General features: G+C 56.0%; 15 protein-coding genes. 10 read left to right on the forward strand and 5 right to left on the reverse strand.

The window, feature by feature from the left end; translation table 11 throughout:
* Positions 1 to 6: 6 nt before the first annotated feature.
* From CUJ84_RS17040 to CUJ84_RS17055, 4 genes are all read right to left on the reverse strand, one after another.
* Positions 7 to 219 carry a hypothetical protein gene (locus CUJ84_RS17040; protein WP_105007077.1) on the reverse strand — a complete coding sequence of 71 codons (213 nt, stop codon included), beginning with the start codon at positions 217 to 219 and terminating at the stop codon, positions 7 to 9.
* Positions 220 to 239: 20 nt separating this feature from the next.
* Positions 240 to 2,087, reverse strand: coding sequence for a peptide antibiotic resistance protein (locus CUJ84_RS17045; RefSeq protein WP_105007078.1), 1,848 nt, complete (start codon positions 2,085 to 2,087; stop codon positions 240 to 242).
* Positions 2,088 to 2,096: 9 nt separating this feature from the next.
* The gene (locus tag CUJ84_RS17050; RefSeq protein WP_105007079.1) at positions 2,097 to 2,522 is read right to left on the reverse strand and encodes a helix-turn-helix domain-containing protein; all 426 of its coding nucleotides are present in this window, start codon (positions 2,520 to 2,522) and stop codon (positions 2,097 to 2,099) included.
* A gap of 170 nt (positions 2,523 to 2,692) precedes the next feature.
* Positions 2,693 to 3,385, reverse strand: coding sequence for a class I SAM-dependent methyltransferase (locus CUJ84_RS17055; protein ID WP_105007080.1), 693 nt, complete (start codon positions 3,383 to 3,385; stop codon positions 2,693 to 2,695).
* Positions 3,386 to 4,012: 627 nt separating this feature from the next.
* Between CUJ84_RS17055 and CUJ84_RS17060 the strand changes: the two genes are divergently transcribed.
* Positions 4,013 to 4,903 carry a DUF6030 family protein gene (locus CUJ84_RS17060; protein ID WP_105007081.1) on the forward strand — a complete coding sequence of 297 codons (891 nt, stop codon included), beginning with the start codon at positions 4,013 to 4,015 and terminating at the stop codon, positions 4,901 to 4,903.
* A 124-nt stretch (positions 4,904 to 5,027) separates the two neighbouring features.
* Here the strand turns inward: CUJ84_RS17060 and CUJ84_RS17065 are convergent, their stop codons facing one another.
* Positions 5,028 to 5,405, reverse strand: a complete 378-nt coding sequence (locus CUJ84_RS17065; protein ID WP_199788826.1) for a hypothetical protein — start codon at positions 5,403 to 5,405, stop codon at positions 5,028 to 5,030.
* Positions 5,406 to 5,610: 205 nt separating this feature from the next.
* On the opposite strand from CUJ84_RS17065, the gene CUJ84_RS17070 reads away from it, so the two are divergent.
* The 9 genes from CUJ84_RS17070 to CUJ84_RS17110 all read left to right on the forward strand — a co-directional run bounded on the left by CUJ84_RS17070 (position 5,611) and on the right by CUJ84_RS17110 (position 14,988).
* Positions 5,611 to 6,684: an endo-1,4-beta-xylanase gene (locus tag CUJ84_RS17070; protein WP_105007083.1), complete on the forward strand. Its 1,074-nt coding sequence runs from the start codon at positions 5,611 to 5,613 to the stop codon at positions 6,682 to 6,684.
* Positions 6,685 to 6,715: 31 nt separating this feature from the next.
* Complete coding sequence (locus CUJ84_RS17075) at positions 6,716 to 7,867, forward strand: glycosyltransferase (protein ID WP_105007084.1); 1,152 nt, start codon at positions 6,716 to 6,718, stop codon at positions 7,865 to 7,867.
* On the forward strand, positions 7,867 to 8,373 hold the full coding sequence (locus tag CUJ84_RS17080) for an acyltransferase (RefSeq protein WP_018481602.1): 507 nt from the start codon (positions 7,867 to 7,869) through the stop codon (positions 8,371 to 8,373). The genes CUJ84_RS17075 and CUJ84_RS17080 overlap by 1 nt, the downstream gene beginning before the upstream one ends.
* Complete coding sequence (gene pssM, locus CUJ84_RS17085) at positions 8,370 to 9,272, forward strand: exopolysaccharide glucosyl ketal-pyruvate-transferase (protein WP_105007085.1); 903 nt, start codon at positions 8,370 to 8,372, stop codon at positions 9,270 to 9,272. Before CUJ84_RS17080 ends, pssM begins: the two co-directional genes overlap by 4 nt.
* Before the next feature lie 150 nt (positions 9,273 to 9,422).
* Entirely contained in the window at positions 9,423 to 10,925 is a 1,503-nt protein-coding gene (locus CUJ84_RS17090; RefSeq protein WP_027683442.1) for a lipopolysaccharide biosynthesis protein, read from the forward strand.
* Between the two features lie 29 nt (positions 10,926 to 10,954).
* Positions 10,955 to 11,986 carry a polysaccharide pyruvyl transferase family protein gene (locus CUJ84_RS17095; protein ID WP_105007086.1) on the forward strand — a complete coding sequence of 344 codons (1,032 nt, stop codon included), beginning with the start codon at positions 10,955 to 10,957 and terminating at the stop codon, positions 11,984 to 11,986.
* Positions 11,987 to 11,998: 12 nt separating this feature from the next.
* Entirely contained in the window at positions 11,999 to 12,820 is an 822-nt protein-coding gene (locus CUJ84_RS17100; protein ID WP_105007087.1) for a galactosyl transferase, read from the forward strand.
* An 83-nt stretch (positions 12,821 to 12,903) separates the two neighbouring features.
* Positions 12,904 to 13,848, forward strand: coding sequence for a glycosyltransferase (locus tag CUJ84_RS17105; RefSeq protein WP_105007088.1), 945 nt, complete (start codon positions 12,904 to 12,906; stop codon positions 13,846 to 13,848).
* A gap of 171 nt (positions 13,849 to 14,019) precedes the next feature.
* Positions 14,020 to 14,988, forward strand: a complete 969-nt coding sequence (locus CUJ84_RS17110) for a glycosyltransferase (RefSeq protein ID WP_105007089.1) — start codon at positions 14,020 to 14,022, stop codon at positions 14,986 to 14,988.
* The last annotated feature ends 31 nt before the right edge of the window (positions 14,989 to 15,019 follow it).

The following is a 15,019-nucleotide window of genomic DNA, read 5'->3' on the forward strand; positions in this document are numbered from 1 at the left end:
GCCGGCTCAGCCGTCGACGTGACCGGAGAGCGCAACCTGCGCCGACGAAACGGCGACGGCGAGGTCGACGCCCTTCACAAATGTGCCGCCGACTTTGCGCAGGTCGTTCGCAGTCCCCAAATCCCCCGTCGGATTGAGAGGCTTGACCGTACCCGCGCCGAGATCGGCAAGCCAAAGACCCGCCTCACCGGGTATACCTATAATGACAGCTTTCGCCATGTAATGCCCCTAAGTTATTGTTAAAAACCGGCCTTCAATAGGCCCTCCCGATATAGCTCTTTTTGCCAGTGTTCCTTGAAGGGAACGATGGCGAGCCACTTCTCGACGTCGAAGACCGGGTTGATGCTTTCGGCTCGTTGCCGATGGAAGAGCGCCCGTTTTCGATCGCCGATCATTGCGCAACTGGCCGCGGCGATGCGATGGGCCGGCGCTTTGTCTTTCATCGCCTCGACATAGGCGATGGCCTCCTCGTACTGTTCCAGGAAAAAACTCGCTCCCGCAGCACACCAGAGATAGGCGTCAGGCGCTATCGGATTGAGCGAAATCGCCTTTCTGATCTTGGCGAGCGCATCGCCGGGGCGGGATGCATGCACGAGCGTATCGGCATGGCTATAGATGACGTCGGCAAAATGCGGGCTGAGTTCTTCCGCCAGATGAAGTGCGGCAACACTGGCATCGACATCGCCGAGATAGAGTTTGGTGACGCCAAGCTCGCGATGGCCCGCCGCTGATGCCGGATCCCGCTCGATGGCCCGAAGTGCATTCTGTTCCGCCAGATGCAGCAGCTCATTGTTTCCCTGCGCCGTCACGAGCCACTCGCTGGTGAAGGTCCTCGCCAGCCCGGTAAATGACGGAGAAAAATCCGCCTTATGCGACAATGACTGCTTGAATGCCTTCCGTGCCCGGCGGATATGCGGCAATGTCAACTTGCTCATCAGGCTCGAGCCGACCAGATAGGCGTGATAGGCCTCAGGATTGGCTTCGAAGCGTAAGCGCTCTTCCTCGTTTTCAGCCAGCTCACGGGCCACCGACATGGTCAGCTGCTGCGCGATCAACCGTCTCTGACGCGGCAATATATCGGGCGTCATCGCAAAGCGATTGGCCCAGATGATCTCGTCCGTGGGAAAATAAACCAGCTGGGCGAATAATCCCTCTTCGGAAAGCCTTGTATCCAGAAGATAGGCTATCGAATGACGGGCGACGACGGCAGCCTTCTCGGAGTCGCGGCGGATCTGGCCGGCCGTATGGGGTGCTACGATGGAAATGTTTCTGAGTGCGCAGAGTTCGATCGTGACGTCTTCGATCAGGGCGTTGGCAAGCGCAAGTCCGGCATCGGCATGTTTCGATGTCGGGGGAAGCAGCACCAGGCGAGGCAAGATCAGCGGCATCGGCGATATGCGTTCGATGTCGGCAGATGTCTCACCGCCGACCTCTGAACTCTTCACCTGTACCCTGGCATGGCCGTCGCCGTTCGGCAATTTCTCGCTGAGGGACGAACCGCCAGATAGCCGGTGCAGTAAGGCCCTGACCTGCTCGTCATTTGGGTCCCGTTCGAGGATCTGTAGGGCGGCGCTGGAAATGGTGCGGGCCGCGCCGGGCTTTTGCGCATCCGGCAACGCATCCAGCAATGCCTGCCGCAATTGCAGCGCCTGAGTGTCCCGTTGCGCCCTGATCCACGCTTCGATCAACTTTGTCGCTGGTTTGATATTGCCGATGAACCCGCGCTGGGTCAGTTCGGCGATCGCGTTCAGCCGCTCCAGCGGCGAACCGCCGGCGCGAAAAATATCCAGATCGCTGGAAACTGCCTGCGTGTTGAGACGAACCGTGGTGGCAGTGAAATCGAACGGCATTTCGGCGCGTCCGCCGTCTGTCTCGCGGATGCGAGAAAGCAGTTTGCGCAGATTGAGCCGCGCCAGATCAGCCTCGACGTCATTCCATAGAAACTGAGCCAATTCATAACGGCTGAGCTCATGGCTCGCGCCGGCATAGATATGGGCCATCATCAACAGGCCCTTGATCGGATAGCGAACCGGATCGCCATTCGTCTCGATCAACCGCAGATCGCCGAATGTCTGCAGATGGAGCACAATCCGTCCTCAGCTGTTCATAACCGAATCGTGCAACTCACTGTCGCTTTCAGGCAACCCCGCGGCTGCCAGGCTTTTGGCCAACGCCACCAGCTTCTGCCTGATATTCGGGTCCTCGATGGCGATGAATGCCTTGTTGAGCGCCAGCCCCTCTTTCGAGGACAAAAAGCTGTTCAATTCACTCGTCTGGCCGTCGATCGGCCCGGCGCCGCCGTTTTCGAAGAAAAAGCCGACGGGCACGCGAAGAATCTCGGATATGCGCTGAAGACGGCTGGCGCCTATTCTATTCGTTCCTTTTTCGTATTTCTGGATCTGCTGGAAGGTAATACCCAGAAGTTCGGCCAAGCCGTTCTGGGTCATTCCGAGCGTCTTCCGCCGAACTCTCACGCGGTTGCCAACATAGACGTCGATCGAATTCGGCGATTTAGCCTTCATGTGAATAAGTCTCCCGCGTTATCAGCACGCCCAGCTGTATAATGGAGAGTTTAAGCAAGAATGCAACTAAAAGTAAATATTTCGTAAGGGTTTTTTTCAGCAGTTCACACAGTAAAAGCAACCTGCGGATTATTGCAACGGGCGCCATTTGGCGCGGGTGCGATCCTGCTCTATCGCAGACGTCGCAGCGGACGAATGCCGTCCGAAACCAGTGCCGCTGCGACGCCGTGTCTAAGAGGCTTTTGCGCAACGGCGATCATCGACTTGGCGAAAACGGGAATCCTTCCGACATATTCAAAACGAATATTGTCGAAGCCGGCATCCAGCAGCAGCGTACTTAGCGTGTTTTTCGACCAGAACTTGATATGCCCATGATCCGTCAACGGCATGAAATGGTCGTCCATTTTCCCCACCGCAGCCAGGGCAAGGTTCTTCAGATAACCATGATAGGGCGTCGACATCACGGCGATGCCGCCCGGCTTGACGAGATCGTACATCGTCGAGGTGAAAGCCTTCGGATCGTAGACATGCTCGACAACCTCCAGGCTGATAACGGCATTGAATGTGCCGTATTGCCTGGAAAGGTCGTCATAGGCCGAGCCGACATTCAGCGGCAGTTCGGGATAATTGACATTGGCCTTAGCGATACCATCGCTGGAAGGATCGACGCCGACGACATAATATCCCTTTCCCGCAAGAGCCGCAGCTGCCCCGCCGGTACCGCATCCCAAATCAAAGACCTCTTTCTCAAGAGAACCGTCGAAATGGCTCTCCAGCACATCGAGCACGGCGGGCATGATGTAGGAGTGCGCGGTTGTCGGTTTGGCGTGAACATAGGTGGTTGCGTCTAGCTCGACGGACATATCCCTCCCCCTCGGCGATTGCGCGGCAAACCCTATCGAAGAATACGCCGAAAATTTGATGAAACCTGCCAAGCCTCAAGGATAAACAAAATATAATCTGTGGTTTTATAATAAAAAATAAAATCTTTGCGCGAAAATAGGATGCATTTATAATACAAATAAATACATATAGATAATAAATCTATGCATCTCCAGAAATAATCTGGAAAATTTGCCCGATATCATAATTACAATAACAATAGTCCGCCGAAATCACGAGGAAGGCGAACTAACGGCGATCGATTCATAGCCGGAATGGTGAGATCATTCACTGTCTGCTATCGCGATTGTCCCTAGCTATATTGGAGATTCCAGGTTGACATCGGATTGAAACGCCTCCGCCGAAATCTGCAGCGCGCCCTGCCTGATGACGCGGCACAAAGGTGCCCAATTGCCGACACGAAGCCAAAGATATTTAACGGCTGAATGTATATGCTGGATCTGGAGCAATTCCAGCAAAAGTGCGCAGCGGTTTGCGTCCGGAATTGCGCAAAAACAAAAAGATAGAGGGTTCCGTGGCTTGGAGAAAAACGGAAATGCTCTAGACAGCCCGATCGAAACCCTTCTCGCACGCCGGAGAAGATAAGCTTGCCCGACAATTCTTCGTCCGCATATGCGAAACAGCCGGTGAGAAAACCGCGGATTCCCGTTGTCTTCTGGTTGCTGCTGACGATTTCCCTCACGCTGGTCATGGGAACGGTGCTGCTTTCCAACGACATGAAACACTTAAAGACGGTCAGCCATTATTTTGGCTTCGATCTCGTTCCCCCTGAGGTTAGGCCGCCGCCGCCCAAAGCTCTTCCCCGCCCGGCGCCTCCAGCCACCTTCGCGCTTCCCTTGCATGTCATTGAACCGCCGGCGGCACAGACCGCGTCGACTTTTCTACGGACATGGCGGATATCCGGTGCCACAATGTGTGCGGCGCTGCGCAATGCCGGCATCGAAACCAGCGATTGGGCGGCGGCGAGCTTCAACGCCGATACGTTCGAATGCTTTTTCGAGCAGAGCGGCAAGCGGGAAAAGGATCAGCTCCCGAGCTCCATCTTCGTCATCGTTCGCGGCGACGCCGCAGGCACGATCAACAATATGCGCGTGAAGATCGTCAATCCCGAGACCGATCAAAATGGCCAGCTCGATCCCGGCATTCTGCGAATTTTCCAAATCATGCTGCGGCAACCGCAATGGCTTGATTTTCACGAGACCCTGAACGCCATCAAGAACCTGAGGGATATCAAAGAAGACGGCTTCGGAGCCAGTATCAGCTTCACCCGCGAGGTGCTCAATCCCGGGAATTACAATTTCACACTCTCGCTGGATGCGACTTCAGGACCACAGAAAAGAACGAGAAATTATTTTTCCGGCAGAATATGGCTGCCCTTGCCCGACCCTGCGGTCGACATCAACAGCGCGCAACCGGAATCAGTCTCCGAGCCCTCTGACACCGGGGCCCCGGCAGAAAGTCAGGAGCATCGGCATTAGATGCAATTCCAGCAAAGGTACGCAGCAGCTTCACACAAATTGTGAAAAAAAGAGATAGAGCACTTCGGCGTGTCGGAAAAAGGCAGACATGTTCTAGATTTCTGGCTTCCCGCCGCGCGCCGACTTATCTCGCCATGTAACTTGCATCGTCGTGATCTCTGGCCAGAATCTTGTAAAGCTCTTTCAAACTGTCCGCACCCGGCCGTTCGGTGCTGTCCCCACCCGCCAGGCGCCAGACACGCTCGACATTGAGGTCCTGCGTGACTTGCGCAAGGTCTTCGTTCAGCGAGCGAATGACGACCTCCGATTGACGCAGCCGCCACGACATTCTGACGAGCGCTGCGAATGGGAGGAAAATGACGCCGACGATGCCGAGAACAAGGGCTGCGAACTGCCGGTCATCGAGAAGAGATAGATCGTTTCGAACAGTCGCCATAAAAAAAACGGCATTTTGAAATGCCATATAAAAACAGCTCATCAGATAGCTAGACCAATCTTCCATCACGAGCGCCCTCCCCGAGCGGTTTATATCTTGGAATATGCTGAAAAGTCTAGCAGACACTGAGAATATCCCCTGCGGCGAAAGTATATTTGAGGTTGCATTACTCTGCTGAATTGAACGCGAATCCCGTGATGGATCGGTGCCGACGAGCCTGGCCCTTCAAATTCCACCCCAGACATGAAAAAAGCTAACAGTGAGAGATAAAATGAATAGAAGACGTTTCCTCGCCTCGGTTCCGCTCGCTCTGTTGTATGTTCGCGCGGGCCAGGCCCTGGCACAGGTGCCCGCCTCTGCAGGGCTGCGCGCCCTTGCCGACAGGAAGTCGTTCCGATTCGGATCGGCAATCGACCTGCAAAACATCAACGATCCAATCGCTTCCGAGATCTACATCGACAACGTCAATTCAATAACGCCGCGAAACGAGCTGAAGTGGAATGCGACGGAAAAGAGACCGGGCATTTTCAGCTTCGGCAGCGCCGACCGCATGGTTGCATTTGCACGTAAAAACAACATGAGGGTTTATGGCCATACGCTGATCTGGTATCGCGTCCCGGGCTGGGTGTCTGATATCACGGACGCAAAGACCATTCAGGCGGCCATGAACCGTCATATAAAACAGGTTGTCACTCGCTATAAGAACTCGATCGATGCTTGGGATGTGGTGAACGAGCCGTTGGAGTATGATGCAGCGGATCTGCGGGATTGTGTTTTCCGACGCCTTCTTGGCGACGATTATATCCGTATGAGTTTCGACATGGCGCACCAAGCCAATCCCGGTGCGACGCTGGTCCTCAACGAAACGCATCTGGAGAAAAAATCCGACGTGTTTGAACAGAAGCGCGCGCGCATCCTGAAAATCGTCGAGGATCTCGTCGCCAAAAAAACGCCGATCAATGCGGTGGGGCTGCAGGCGCATTTCCGCCCCGGCCTCGACCGGATCGATCCGGAAGGAATGGGACGCTTCTGCGCGGCGCTGAAGGACATGGGTGTCGGCGTTTTCATCACCGAACTGGACGCGTCCTGCCACTTCCTGAACCGCGACAAAGCCTTCACGCCGGCATCCTACGCCGATATTTTCAGTGACGTGATCACCGTGGCGGCAGAACATGGCGACTTGAAAGGCGTGACAGTATGGGGCATGTCGGAAAAATACGGCGAGCGCGATGAGAAAGCGGCCGATCCCGCTGCGGCTTGCACGAAGCGCGTTAATCTTTACGACGAAAATAATGCGCCAAGAAGTGCAATCGACGGTATCCGGCGGGCAATAGAGGCGATGTGATGCACAAGACAACGGAGACGCGAACAGATTCATGAAAAAAGCCGTTATTTATGTGGAAAAATTTTTGCCTGCCAGCCAGGCATTTGTTCTCAACCAGGCGATAGCGTTTCGTTCTTTCGAAGCTGAAATTCTTGCCGGCTCGCGAATTTCTTCGGCGCATACAAAAAAATCCACTGTTCCGGTTCATGACATCCGTCGGTCTCCCATTGCGCGGGCCGGTGAACTGCTGTTGAAAATCCCGCAGATCGGCCTTCCCTTCCTCTTTCCTGCGATCGGCAAAGCCGATCTCGTTCACGCCCATTTTGGAAAGAACGGCTATGTCATCGGCCCGCTGGCCCGGGCCGCCGGCAAGCCGCTGATCACGACGTTTCACGGCTTTGACGCCACCTATGGCGGCGATCCGAAAAAGCCGGGCGGCTTCAATCAGGTGCGCTTCTTCGCCAAAGGCCGGAGCGAGATGGCCGGATGGAATAGCTGGAACATCGCCGTTTCCGATTTCATCCGCGACCGGCTGCTGGCGCTCGGTTTTCCAGCCGAACGCGTCTATCGCCATCATATCGGCATCGATCTCGATCTCTTCAAAATGGAACCCCGTCCCCGAAAAAAAGGGCGCGTGGTTTCAATTGCCCGCTTCGTCGACTATAAGGGCCACCGTTTCATGATCGACGCGCTTTCGCGTGTGGCTGCGGCCGGCACCCCGGTCGAATTTGTCATGGTCGGCCAGGGTCCCTTGAAGGAGGAAATCGAAGCACTGGCGCGTCGTTCCTTGCCAAGCGTCACGATCCATGAAAATCTGTCGCAGACTGAGATAAGAGATCTGCTCGCCAGTGCGGAGCTTTATCTCCACGGAAGCGTGACCCTCGACAATGGTCACGCCGAAGCTTTCGGCCTCGCAAATCTCGAGGCGGAAGCCGTCGGTACTCCGGTCGTCGCTTTTCGCTCGGGAGGCGTCGGCGAAGCGATCGAAGAGGGGAAAACTGGTTATCTCGTGGAGGAGCGGGATGTCGCGGGAATGGCGGAGGCGGTCGGAAGACTGCTCAACGACCAGGCTCTGTGGACAGCCTTTAGCGCGCGGGCACCGCTTCTGGTGGCCGAGCGCTTCGACTTACGTCGTCAGACGGGGACGCTCGAGGACTATTACAGTTCCGTGCTAGACGAATATTCCAGCCGGGGTCGGACTTGATGGTGCAGACAGGAAAAAAGCCGAAGTGGGGACTGAACGTATTTCGGCCGCTGCGGAACGGATTTGTGAAGGCCAAGTGGCTCTACTATACGAAATTCTGGGGAATGGACATCGATCCGACGGCCAGCTTTTCCTTGAGCGTGCGTTTCGACAAGACCAACCCTAGGGGATTGCATATCGGCGCGGAAACTTACGTCGCCTTTGAGGCAGCGATTCTGACTCACGATCTCACGCGCGGGCTCTATCTCCACACGAGGATCGGCAAGCGCTGCTTCATCGGCGCCCGCAGCATCATTCTGCCCGGCGTCGAGATCGGCGACGAATGCGTCATCGGCTCGGGCTCAGTGGTAACCAAGAGCGTGCCGCCGCGCTCGCTCGTCGCTGGCAATCCGGCAAAGATAATCCGCAGCGACATCAAAATCATTTCGCGTTACGGACGCATGGCACGCGAAGATGAGATGGTCTCGCAGATCGTGACGCACTTGCCGACTGGAGAAGCACGATGAAGATGTTTGCCTACAGGGGGAAACACGAGAATTTTGGCGACGAACTGAATCATTGGCTTTGGGAGCGACTGCTGCCCGGCTTCTTCGACGACGACGAAAACCAACTCTTTCTCGGCATCGGTTCGATCCTCTACGACAATTTCGACCCGAATATGCAGAAGATTGTATTCGGCTCGGGCTATGGCGGCTACACAAACCCGCCGAAAGTCGATCGCAACTGGACGTTCTATTTCGTGCGCGGAAAGAAGACTGCCGAAGTCCTCGGCATCGATCCGAGCTACGCCATCGGCGATTCGGGTATCCTCACGCGCAGCTGCTGGGATGCAAAAAGCATCGAGAAGCGTTACCCGGTCTCTTTCATGCCGCATTACGAAAGCGCGATGTATGGCAGTTGGGATAAGGCCTGTGAGCTCGCGGGGATTCACTATATCGATCCGCGCTGGTCTGTGGAAAAGGTTCTGACCGAAATTAGCGCATCGCATAAAGTGGTCTCCGAGGCGATGCATGGCTGCATTATCTCAGACGCGCTGCGCGTTCCCTGGCGGGCTATCCGGCCGATCGCCCCGGGGAATCGAGCCAAGTGGTACGATTGGGCAAGTGCGCTTAATCTCGAGATCGACTTCGACGCGATTGGCCCGTCAAATATCGTCGAGGCAGGCGCATCGCTGGTACGGAAAAACACCTACCTTTTGAAGAACATAACGTTCCGCCACCGCCGGATCCGACAGCTCACTGGCAACTATGTCTTTGGATCGACGGTCAAGACGTTGCAGCGGGTAGCAGAGAAGCCGGGTCAGCTCAGCACAGATGAGGCTATTATAAAGGCGCACGACAGAATGCTGCTTGAGCTGAACCGATTGAAGCAAGATTTTTCCAAGAAAACGGCAAGCGTCCTGTGATGTCGCAAACCGGGTTCGTGACGAGGCAACAGGCATGATCCTTTCTAACTCCATCAACCCGCTCTCCCCGGATAAAGGGGAGAAGCAGTTTGGACGGGTGTGCAGCCCACTTAAATGGTCGATGTCCTGGTCGTGCGGAGCCATTCATCTATGAGCAGTGTTACCGACCGACTGATCCAAGGCAGCATATGGCTGAGTCTGTCCCGCGCCATCGTCAACGGGCTTTCCGCACTCAGCACCTTTGTCCTGGCTTGGTATCTCGTGCCAGCCGACTTTGGTCTCGTTGCTATCGCAACGACGATCCAGGTCATTTTGAGCTCCGTCACCGAACTCTCGCTGAATCAGGCGCTTATCCGCCACGAATCTCCGAGCGAAGTTCACTTCAGTGCGGTGTGGACGTTGAGCGTGACGCGAAGCGCTGTTTTGGCGCTGCTGTTTGCCGCCAGTGCCTATCCGATCGCCGAGTTTTACAACGAGCCCCGGCTGACGAGCGTCATGCTTGCTTTGAGTTTCAGCCTGCTCCTGAGTGGTCTCGCCAATCCACGCCGCGTCATGCTCCAGCGTGACCTGATCTTCTGGCAGGAGTTCGTACTCAACGTCTCGCAAAAGCTGGTCGGCTTCGTCGTGACGGTGGCAATTGCTGCCATCTACCAGAGTTATTGGGCGCTCGTTGTCGGCACCCTCGCCTATCAGGTCACGAATATCATCGTTTCCTATACCGTACTGCCGTTCTGGCCGCGCATAACCTTCCGGCATGCACGGGAATTGTTTTCGTTCTCGCTCTGGCTGACGGCCGGACAGATCGTCAACACGCTGAACTGGCGGGTCGAGTATCTGCTGATCGGCAAGATGCTGGGCGCCACGCAGCTTGGCCATTATACCGTCGGCAACACTCTTTCGACTCTGCCGACGCGCGAGGCGACGGCGCCGTTGAACCAGACGATTTACCCGGGCTTTTCGAAAGTCCGCAACGACCCGGTCCGGCTTGTCGCAGCCTATCAGCGTGCACAGGCGCTTCTGGCGGCGGTGGCGCTTCCGGCCGGAATCGGCATGGCAGTGGTAGCTGATCCGATGATGCGGCTTGCTTTGGGAGAAAAGTGGGTTCCCGCCATCTTCATCGTACAGGCGCTCGCATCGGTCTTCGCTCTGCAGACCCTCGGTTCGCTCGTCCAACCGCTGGGCATGGCAAAGGGCCATACCAAGATGCTGTTCATCCGCGACACGCAGATGCTGGTGGTCCGCGTGCCCATCATCATCGCCGGTCTCATGATGGCCGGGCTTCCGGGCGTCGTTTATGCCCGCGTGTTGACGGGTCTGATTTCCACCGTAGTCAACATGCTTCTCGTCAAGCGCTTGATCAATCTGCCATTCTTCCAGCAGCTCGCGGCAAACTTCCGCGCGCTTGCCAGTGTCGCCGTGATGGCTGCCGGCGTCTGGGGATTGTCACATGTCCTGAACACCCCCACCGACAAGTTGGCGCTGGCCCTTCACCTGGCCATCCTCGTCGTCACCGGCGGTATCCTCTATGTCGGTTCCAGCTTTGTCCTTTGGCTTGCGATGAAGAAGCCAAGTGGCCCGGAAACCGAAGTTCAGCGTATCGTTGTCAAGTTCCTGTCAAAAGCCAAACGTATTGCCGTACCCAAGTCGGCCTGAAGTTAAACGAACATGAAAAGAGAGGCAGAATGACCAGCCAATCCAGATCAGAGCTGATCGCAAAACTCAATGGCATGATCCATGATTGCCTGAAGGACTATGTCTCGCGCGACGAACCGCTTGCGATTCTCGACTTTCCCGACATCCGCAATTGCGGCGACTCGGCAATCTGGCTGGGTGAGATGGCCTATCTCAAGGATCGCTTCGGCAAGCGCCCGGACTATGTTTCCCGGCTGTACGACTTCTCCGCCGACGAACTGAAACGGCGCGTACCGACCGGCCCGATCTTCATTCACGGCGGCGGCAATTTCGGCGATATCTGGGTTGCCCACCAGGATTTCCGCGAATCGATCATGGAGCGTTTCCCGGATCGGCAGATCATCCAGTTCCCGCAGTCGATCCACTACAGTTCGCCTGAGCGCATCGAGCAATCCAAACGGGCAATCGGGCGCCACAAGAATTTCGTGTTGCTCGTGCGCGACGAAGAATCGAAGGAGTTTTCCGAAAAACACTTCGACTGCACCGTCCGACTATGCCCCGATATGGCTTTTGCCATCGGTCCGCTTCCGGAAAGGGCGACGCAGATTCCCGTCCTCGCCATGTTGCGGGAGGATGCGGAACGGGTTGGCGGCACCGATCGCAAGATTCCTTCCGATATTCCTGTGGAAGACTGGATTACCGAGTCGAAACGGAAGGTCGATATCGCCAAGAAGTTGGGGGTCGCTTCGGCCTATCTCGCATTGAAGCCGAGCGAAGTGGCCTTGCGCAGACTGGACGCTGCGGCACACAACCGTTTCGAGCGCGGCATCAGTCAGATTTCGCGTGCCCGGGCAATCGTGACCGATCGCCTGCACGTCCATATCTGCTCGCTGCTGCTCGGCCGCCCGCATGCCGTGCTGGACAACAGCTATGGAAAGATCCGCCGCTTCATGAATGCTTTCTCCGGCGGAACCGACCTTTCATACAAGGCAACCTCGCTCGAGGACGGAATAGAGTGGGCGCGTCGTCAGGCGGCAAAGGGGCGTGTCGATGAAAAAGAAGCTGTGAGCTTGCGGGCTTAAGGGGGTCATTCGATGACACTTGTCACCTTCATTATCCCGGTCCGGCATCAGGACAATGCCCGCGATTGGAGCAGGCTGAAGGCAAACCTGACCCAGACCGTGGCCTCCATTTCCAACCAGACCAATGGAGACTGGCGCGGCATCATCGTGGCCAACGAAGGCGCCGATCTGCCTGACCTGCCGGAAAAATTCTCAGCCGTGCGTGTCACCTTTCCGCCGAACGACCTGCATGAGCTCGGAAAGGGCAGCAAGGAAGACTTCCTTGATGCCTTCCGGGCAGACAAAGGGCGTCGCGTTCTGAGCGGCATGCTGAATGCCACGGACAGTCGCTTCTTCATGATTGTCGATGACGACGATTTCGTAAGCTCTCGGATCGTTCAACACGTATCCGACTATCGGGACGCCAACGGGTGGACGATCGACCGTGGTTATATCTGGGACGATGGCGGTAGTTTCCTGTTTGGCCACGACGACTTCAGCCATCTCTGCGGTACCTCGTTGATCATTCGTGCCGATCTCTACGAACTGCCGACCCGCTTTGAGGATGCTTCGCTCGACTGGATCAAGTCGATGCTGGGCAGCCATGTCCGCATAGCGGATATTCTTGCGCAACGGGGAGCGCCGCTCACAAAGCTTCCCTTTCGCGGGGCGGTCTATCGGGTCGCCCACGGCGGATCGCATAGTCAGGCACCGAGCCTGCTGCGACAGTATTTCCTGAACCGCGGCGTGCTCACCAAACCGCGGCGATGGTTGCGTAATCTTCGTAAGCTGAGGATACTCGGCGAGGGTCACAGGCGCGAGTTTTTCGGTAAGACGCGGTCGACCCCCGCGTAAGCGCCGATCCCATTCGAACATCGCACAGGCAGTCAAAATATGAAGCTTTTCTCTTTCGACTTCACCAAGAGGGTTGGTAACTGATGTCGGATCTCTTCGTCAGCGTGCTCTTTTCATCTTACAATGGCGCCAGCCGCCGGCTGCGCCATACTTTGGATTCCCTGGTGCGCCAGGAGCTTCCCCATGATCGGTGGGAACTGATAGCCGTCGACAACAATAGCAATGACGGCACGTTTGATCTTTTGGAAACCTATAGCGACAAGCTTCCCATCACCATCCTGCAGCAGCGCAAGCCGGGAAAGTCCGGCGCGCTCAATATGGCCTTGGATCGGGTGAAGGGGGATCTCATCGTCTTTACGGACGACGATGTTCGTGCCGAGCCGAACTGGCTGAAAGCGATCATCGACTGCGCCGCAGCCCATCCGAGTTATGGCGTCTTCGGCGGCAGAATCGTCCCTGAATGGGAGAAAGAACCAAAAGACAGGTTTATCGAATGGATTCCGATGGGATCCACCTTTGCGATAGTCGATGACACCCAAAGCGGACCGTGTGACCCGACGAAAGTCTGGGGCCCGAATACGATCGTCCGGCGAGAGTTGCTCGGAACAAGCGTGCGCTACCGCGAAGATATCGGTCCTCTTCCCGGAAAGATTTTTGCCATGGGTGAAGATGCGGAAATCATCATTCGCCTGGCGGCCAATGGCGCCAAGTCCTATCGATGCGCCGAGGCCGTGGTCCATCATTGGATTCCGGCATCGAGCGTGACGGAGGATTGGGTACAGAAAAGAGGCGAGCGGCTTGGCTACGGCATGCCGGCGCTCTTTCCCGACGAGGTGCCTGGAGGGGTGAGGTTAAGCGGAGTTCCGCTTCCGACCTGGATCGAAAGCGCACAATGGGCCTTCCGAGCAGCAATGCTTTATCTCCTGCCGCGATCGAAGAAACGTTTCTGGGCGATCTGGAAATATTATTACATGCGTGGCTATCGCGCCGGAATTCGCCGATACGTTTCTCAAACGATGACGCAGTAATCGATTGCACAGGAGGCAGTAATTTGAAACTCTCGGTGCTCATCAAAAGTTTATGGCAGTATTTGCGCCCACGCATCGACAGCGTTCTATCGCAGGCCCAAGACATCGGTAAAGGCGTGACCCGAATCGCACAGGGAAGCGATCCGACCGAAATGAGGTCCGGAGCATCAAATGAGCAAAGTCAAGGTTACAATACTGTTCTCAACTTATAACGGTGAGAAGACTCTGCCAACGATGCTTGACGCACTATGCGCTTCCACCCTAGCGCAGGAAGAATGGAAAATCGTTGCGGTCGATAACAACAGCAGCGACAACACTGCAGCAGTCTTGAATTCCTATAAGGAGCGGCTTCCGCTGGAAGTTTATTTTGAGCCAAAACAAGGTAAGCAGTACGCATTGACTTTGGGCTTCCGCCATCTGGAGGGCGAGCTCGTCATTTTAACCGATGACGACGTCATTCCCGCGCCGGATTGGATCGAGCAGTTTCTCACCTTGGCAGATGAGCAGCCACAGTTTGCCATATTCGGCGGCCTAATAACGCCCGAATGGGAGGAAAAGCCGGCATCGTGGCTCATCAATTACGGGCATCTGGGGATTCTTTATGCGCTAAATGGCGGTCTACCCGAGGGGCCGATTTCAGCGGCATTGATATCGGGGCCGAATTCGGCCTTCCGTCGTTCCATTTTAGGATCCGGCTATATCGTTCACGACGGCCTCGGCCCGGATGCCACTGTCGCTCAGTTCCCCATGGGTGAGGATACTGCTTTCGCTCTCAGGTTGGAAAAGAATGGAGCCAAGGCTTTTCACTCGCGGCATCCTGGGGTTCGGCACATTGTCAGGAAGGGCTATGTGAACGAAGGCTGGGTTTTGCGGCGCGGCGAGCGTTATGGCATGGGCTTGGTTATCGTTCGGCCGGACCTCTTCGACAGCAAAACGAAAATTGGCGGTCTGCCCATCGCTAGCGCCTTGAGATGGCTTCTGATGGTGCCGGCCAGCGTGGTCGTCAAGAGATTTCCCCTAAGCGGCATTCGCTTCAAATTGCTCTGGGCGCAGTCGGTGAGACAGGGGATCCTGCGCCAATTTCTCAGGCAGCGATCTACGATGAATAAAACGATCTACTCTCAGGTCGGTGCCAAATGACGAAAGTACTAAACAGCGGCATCGACAGGAA

The organism is Rhizobium leguminosarum, assembly GCF_002953715.1.
GTDB lineage: Bacteria > Pseudomonadota > Alphaproteobacteria > Rhizobiales > Rhizobiaceae > Rhizobium > Rhizobium leguminosarum_V.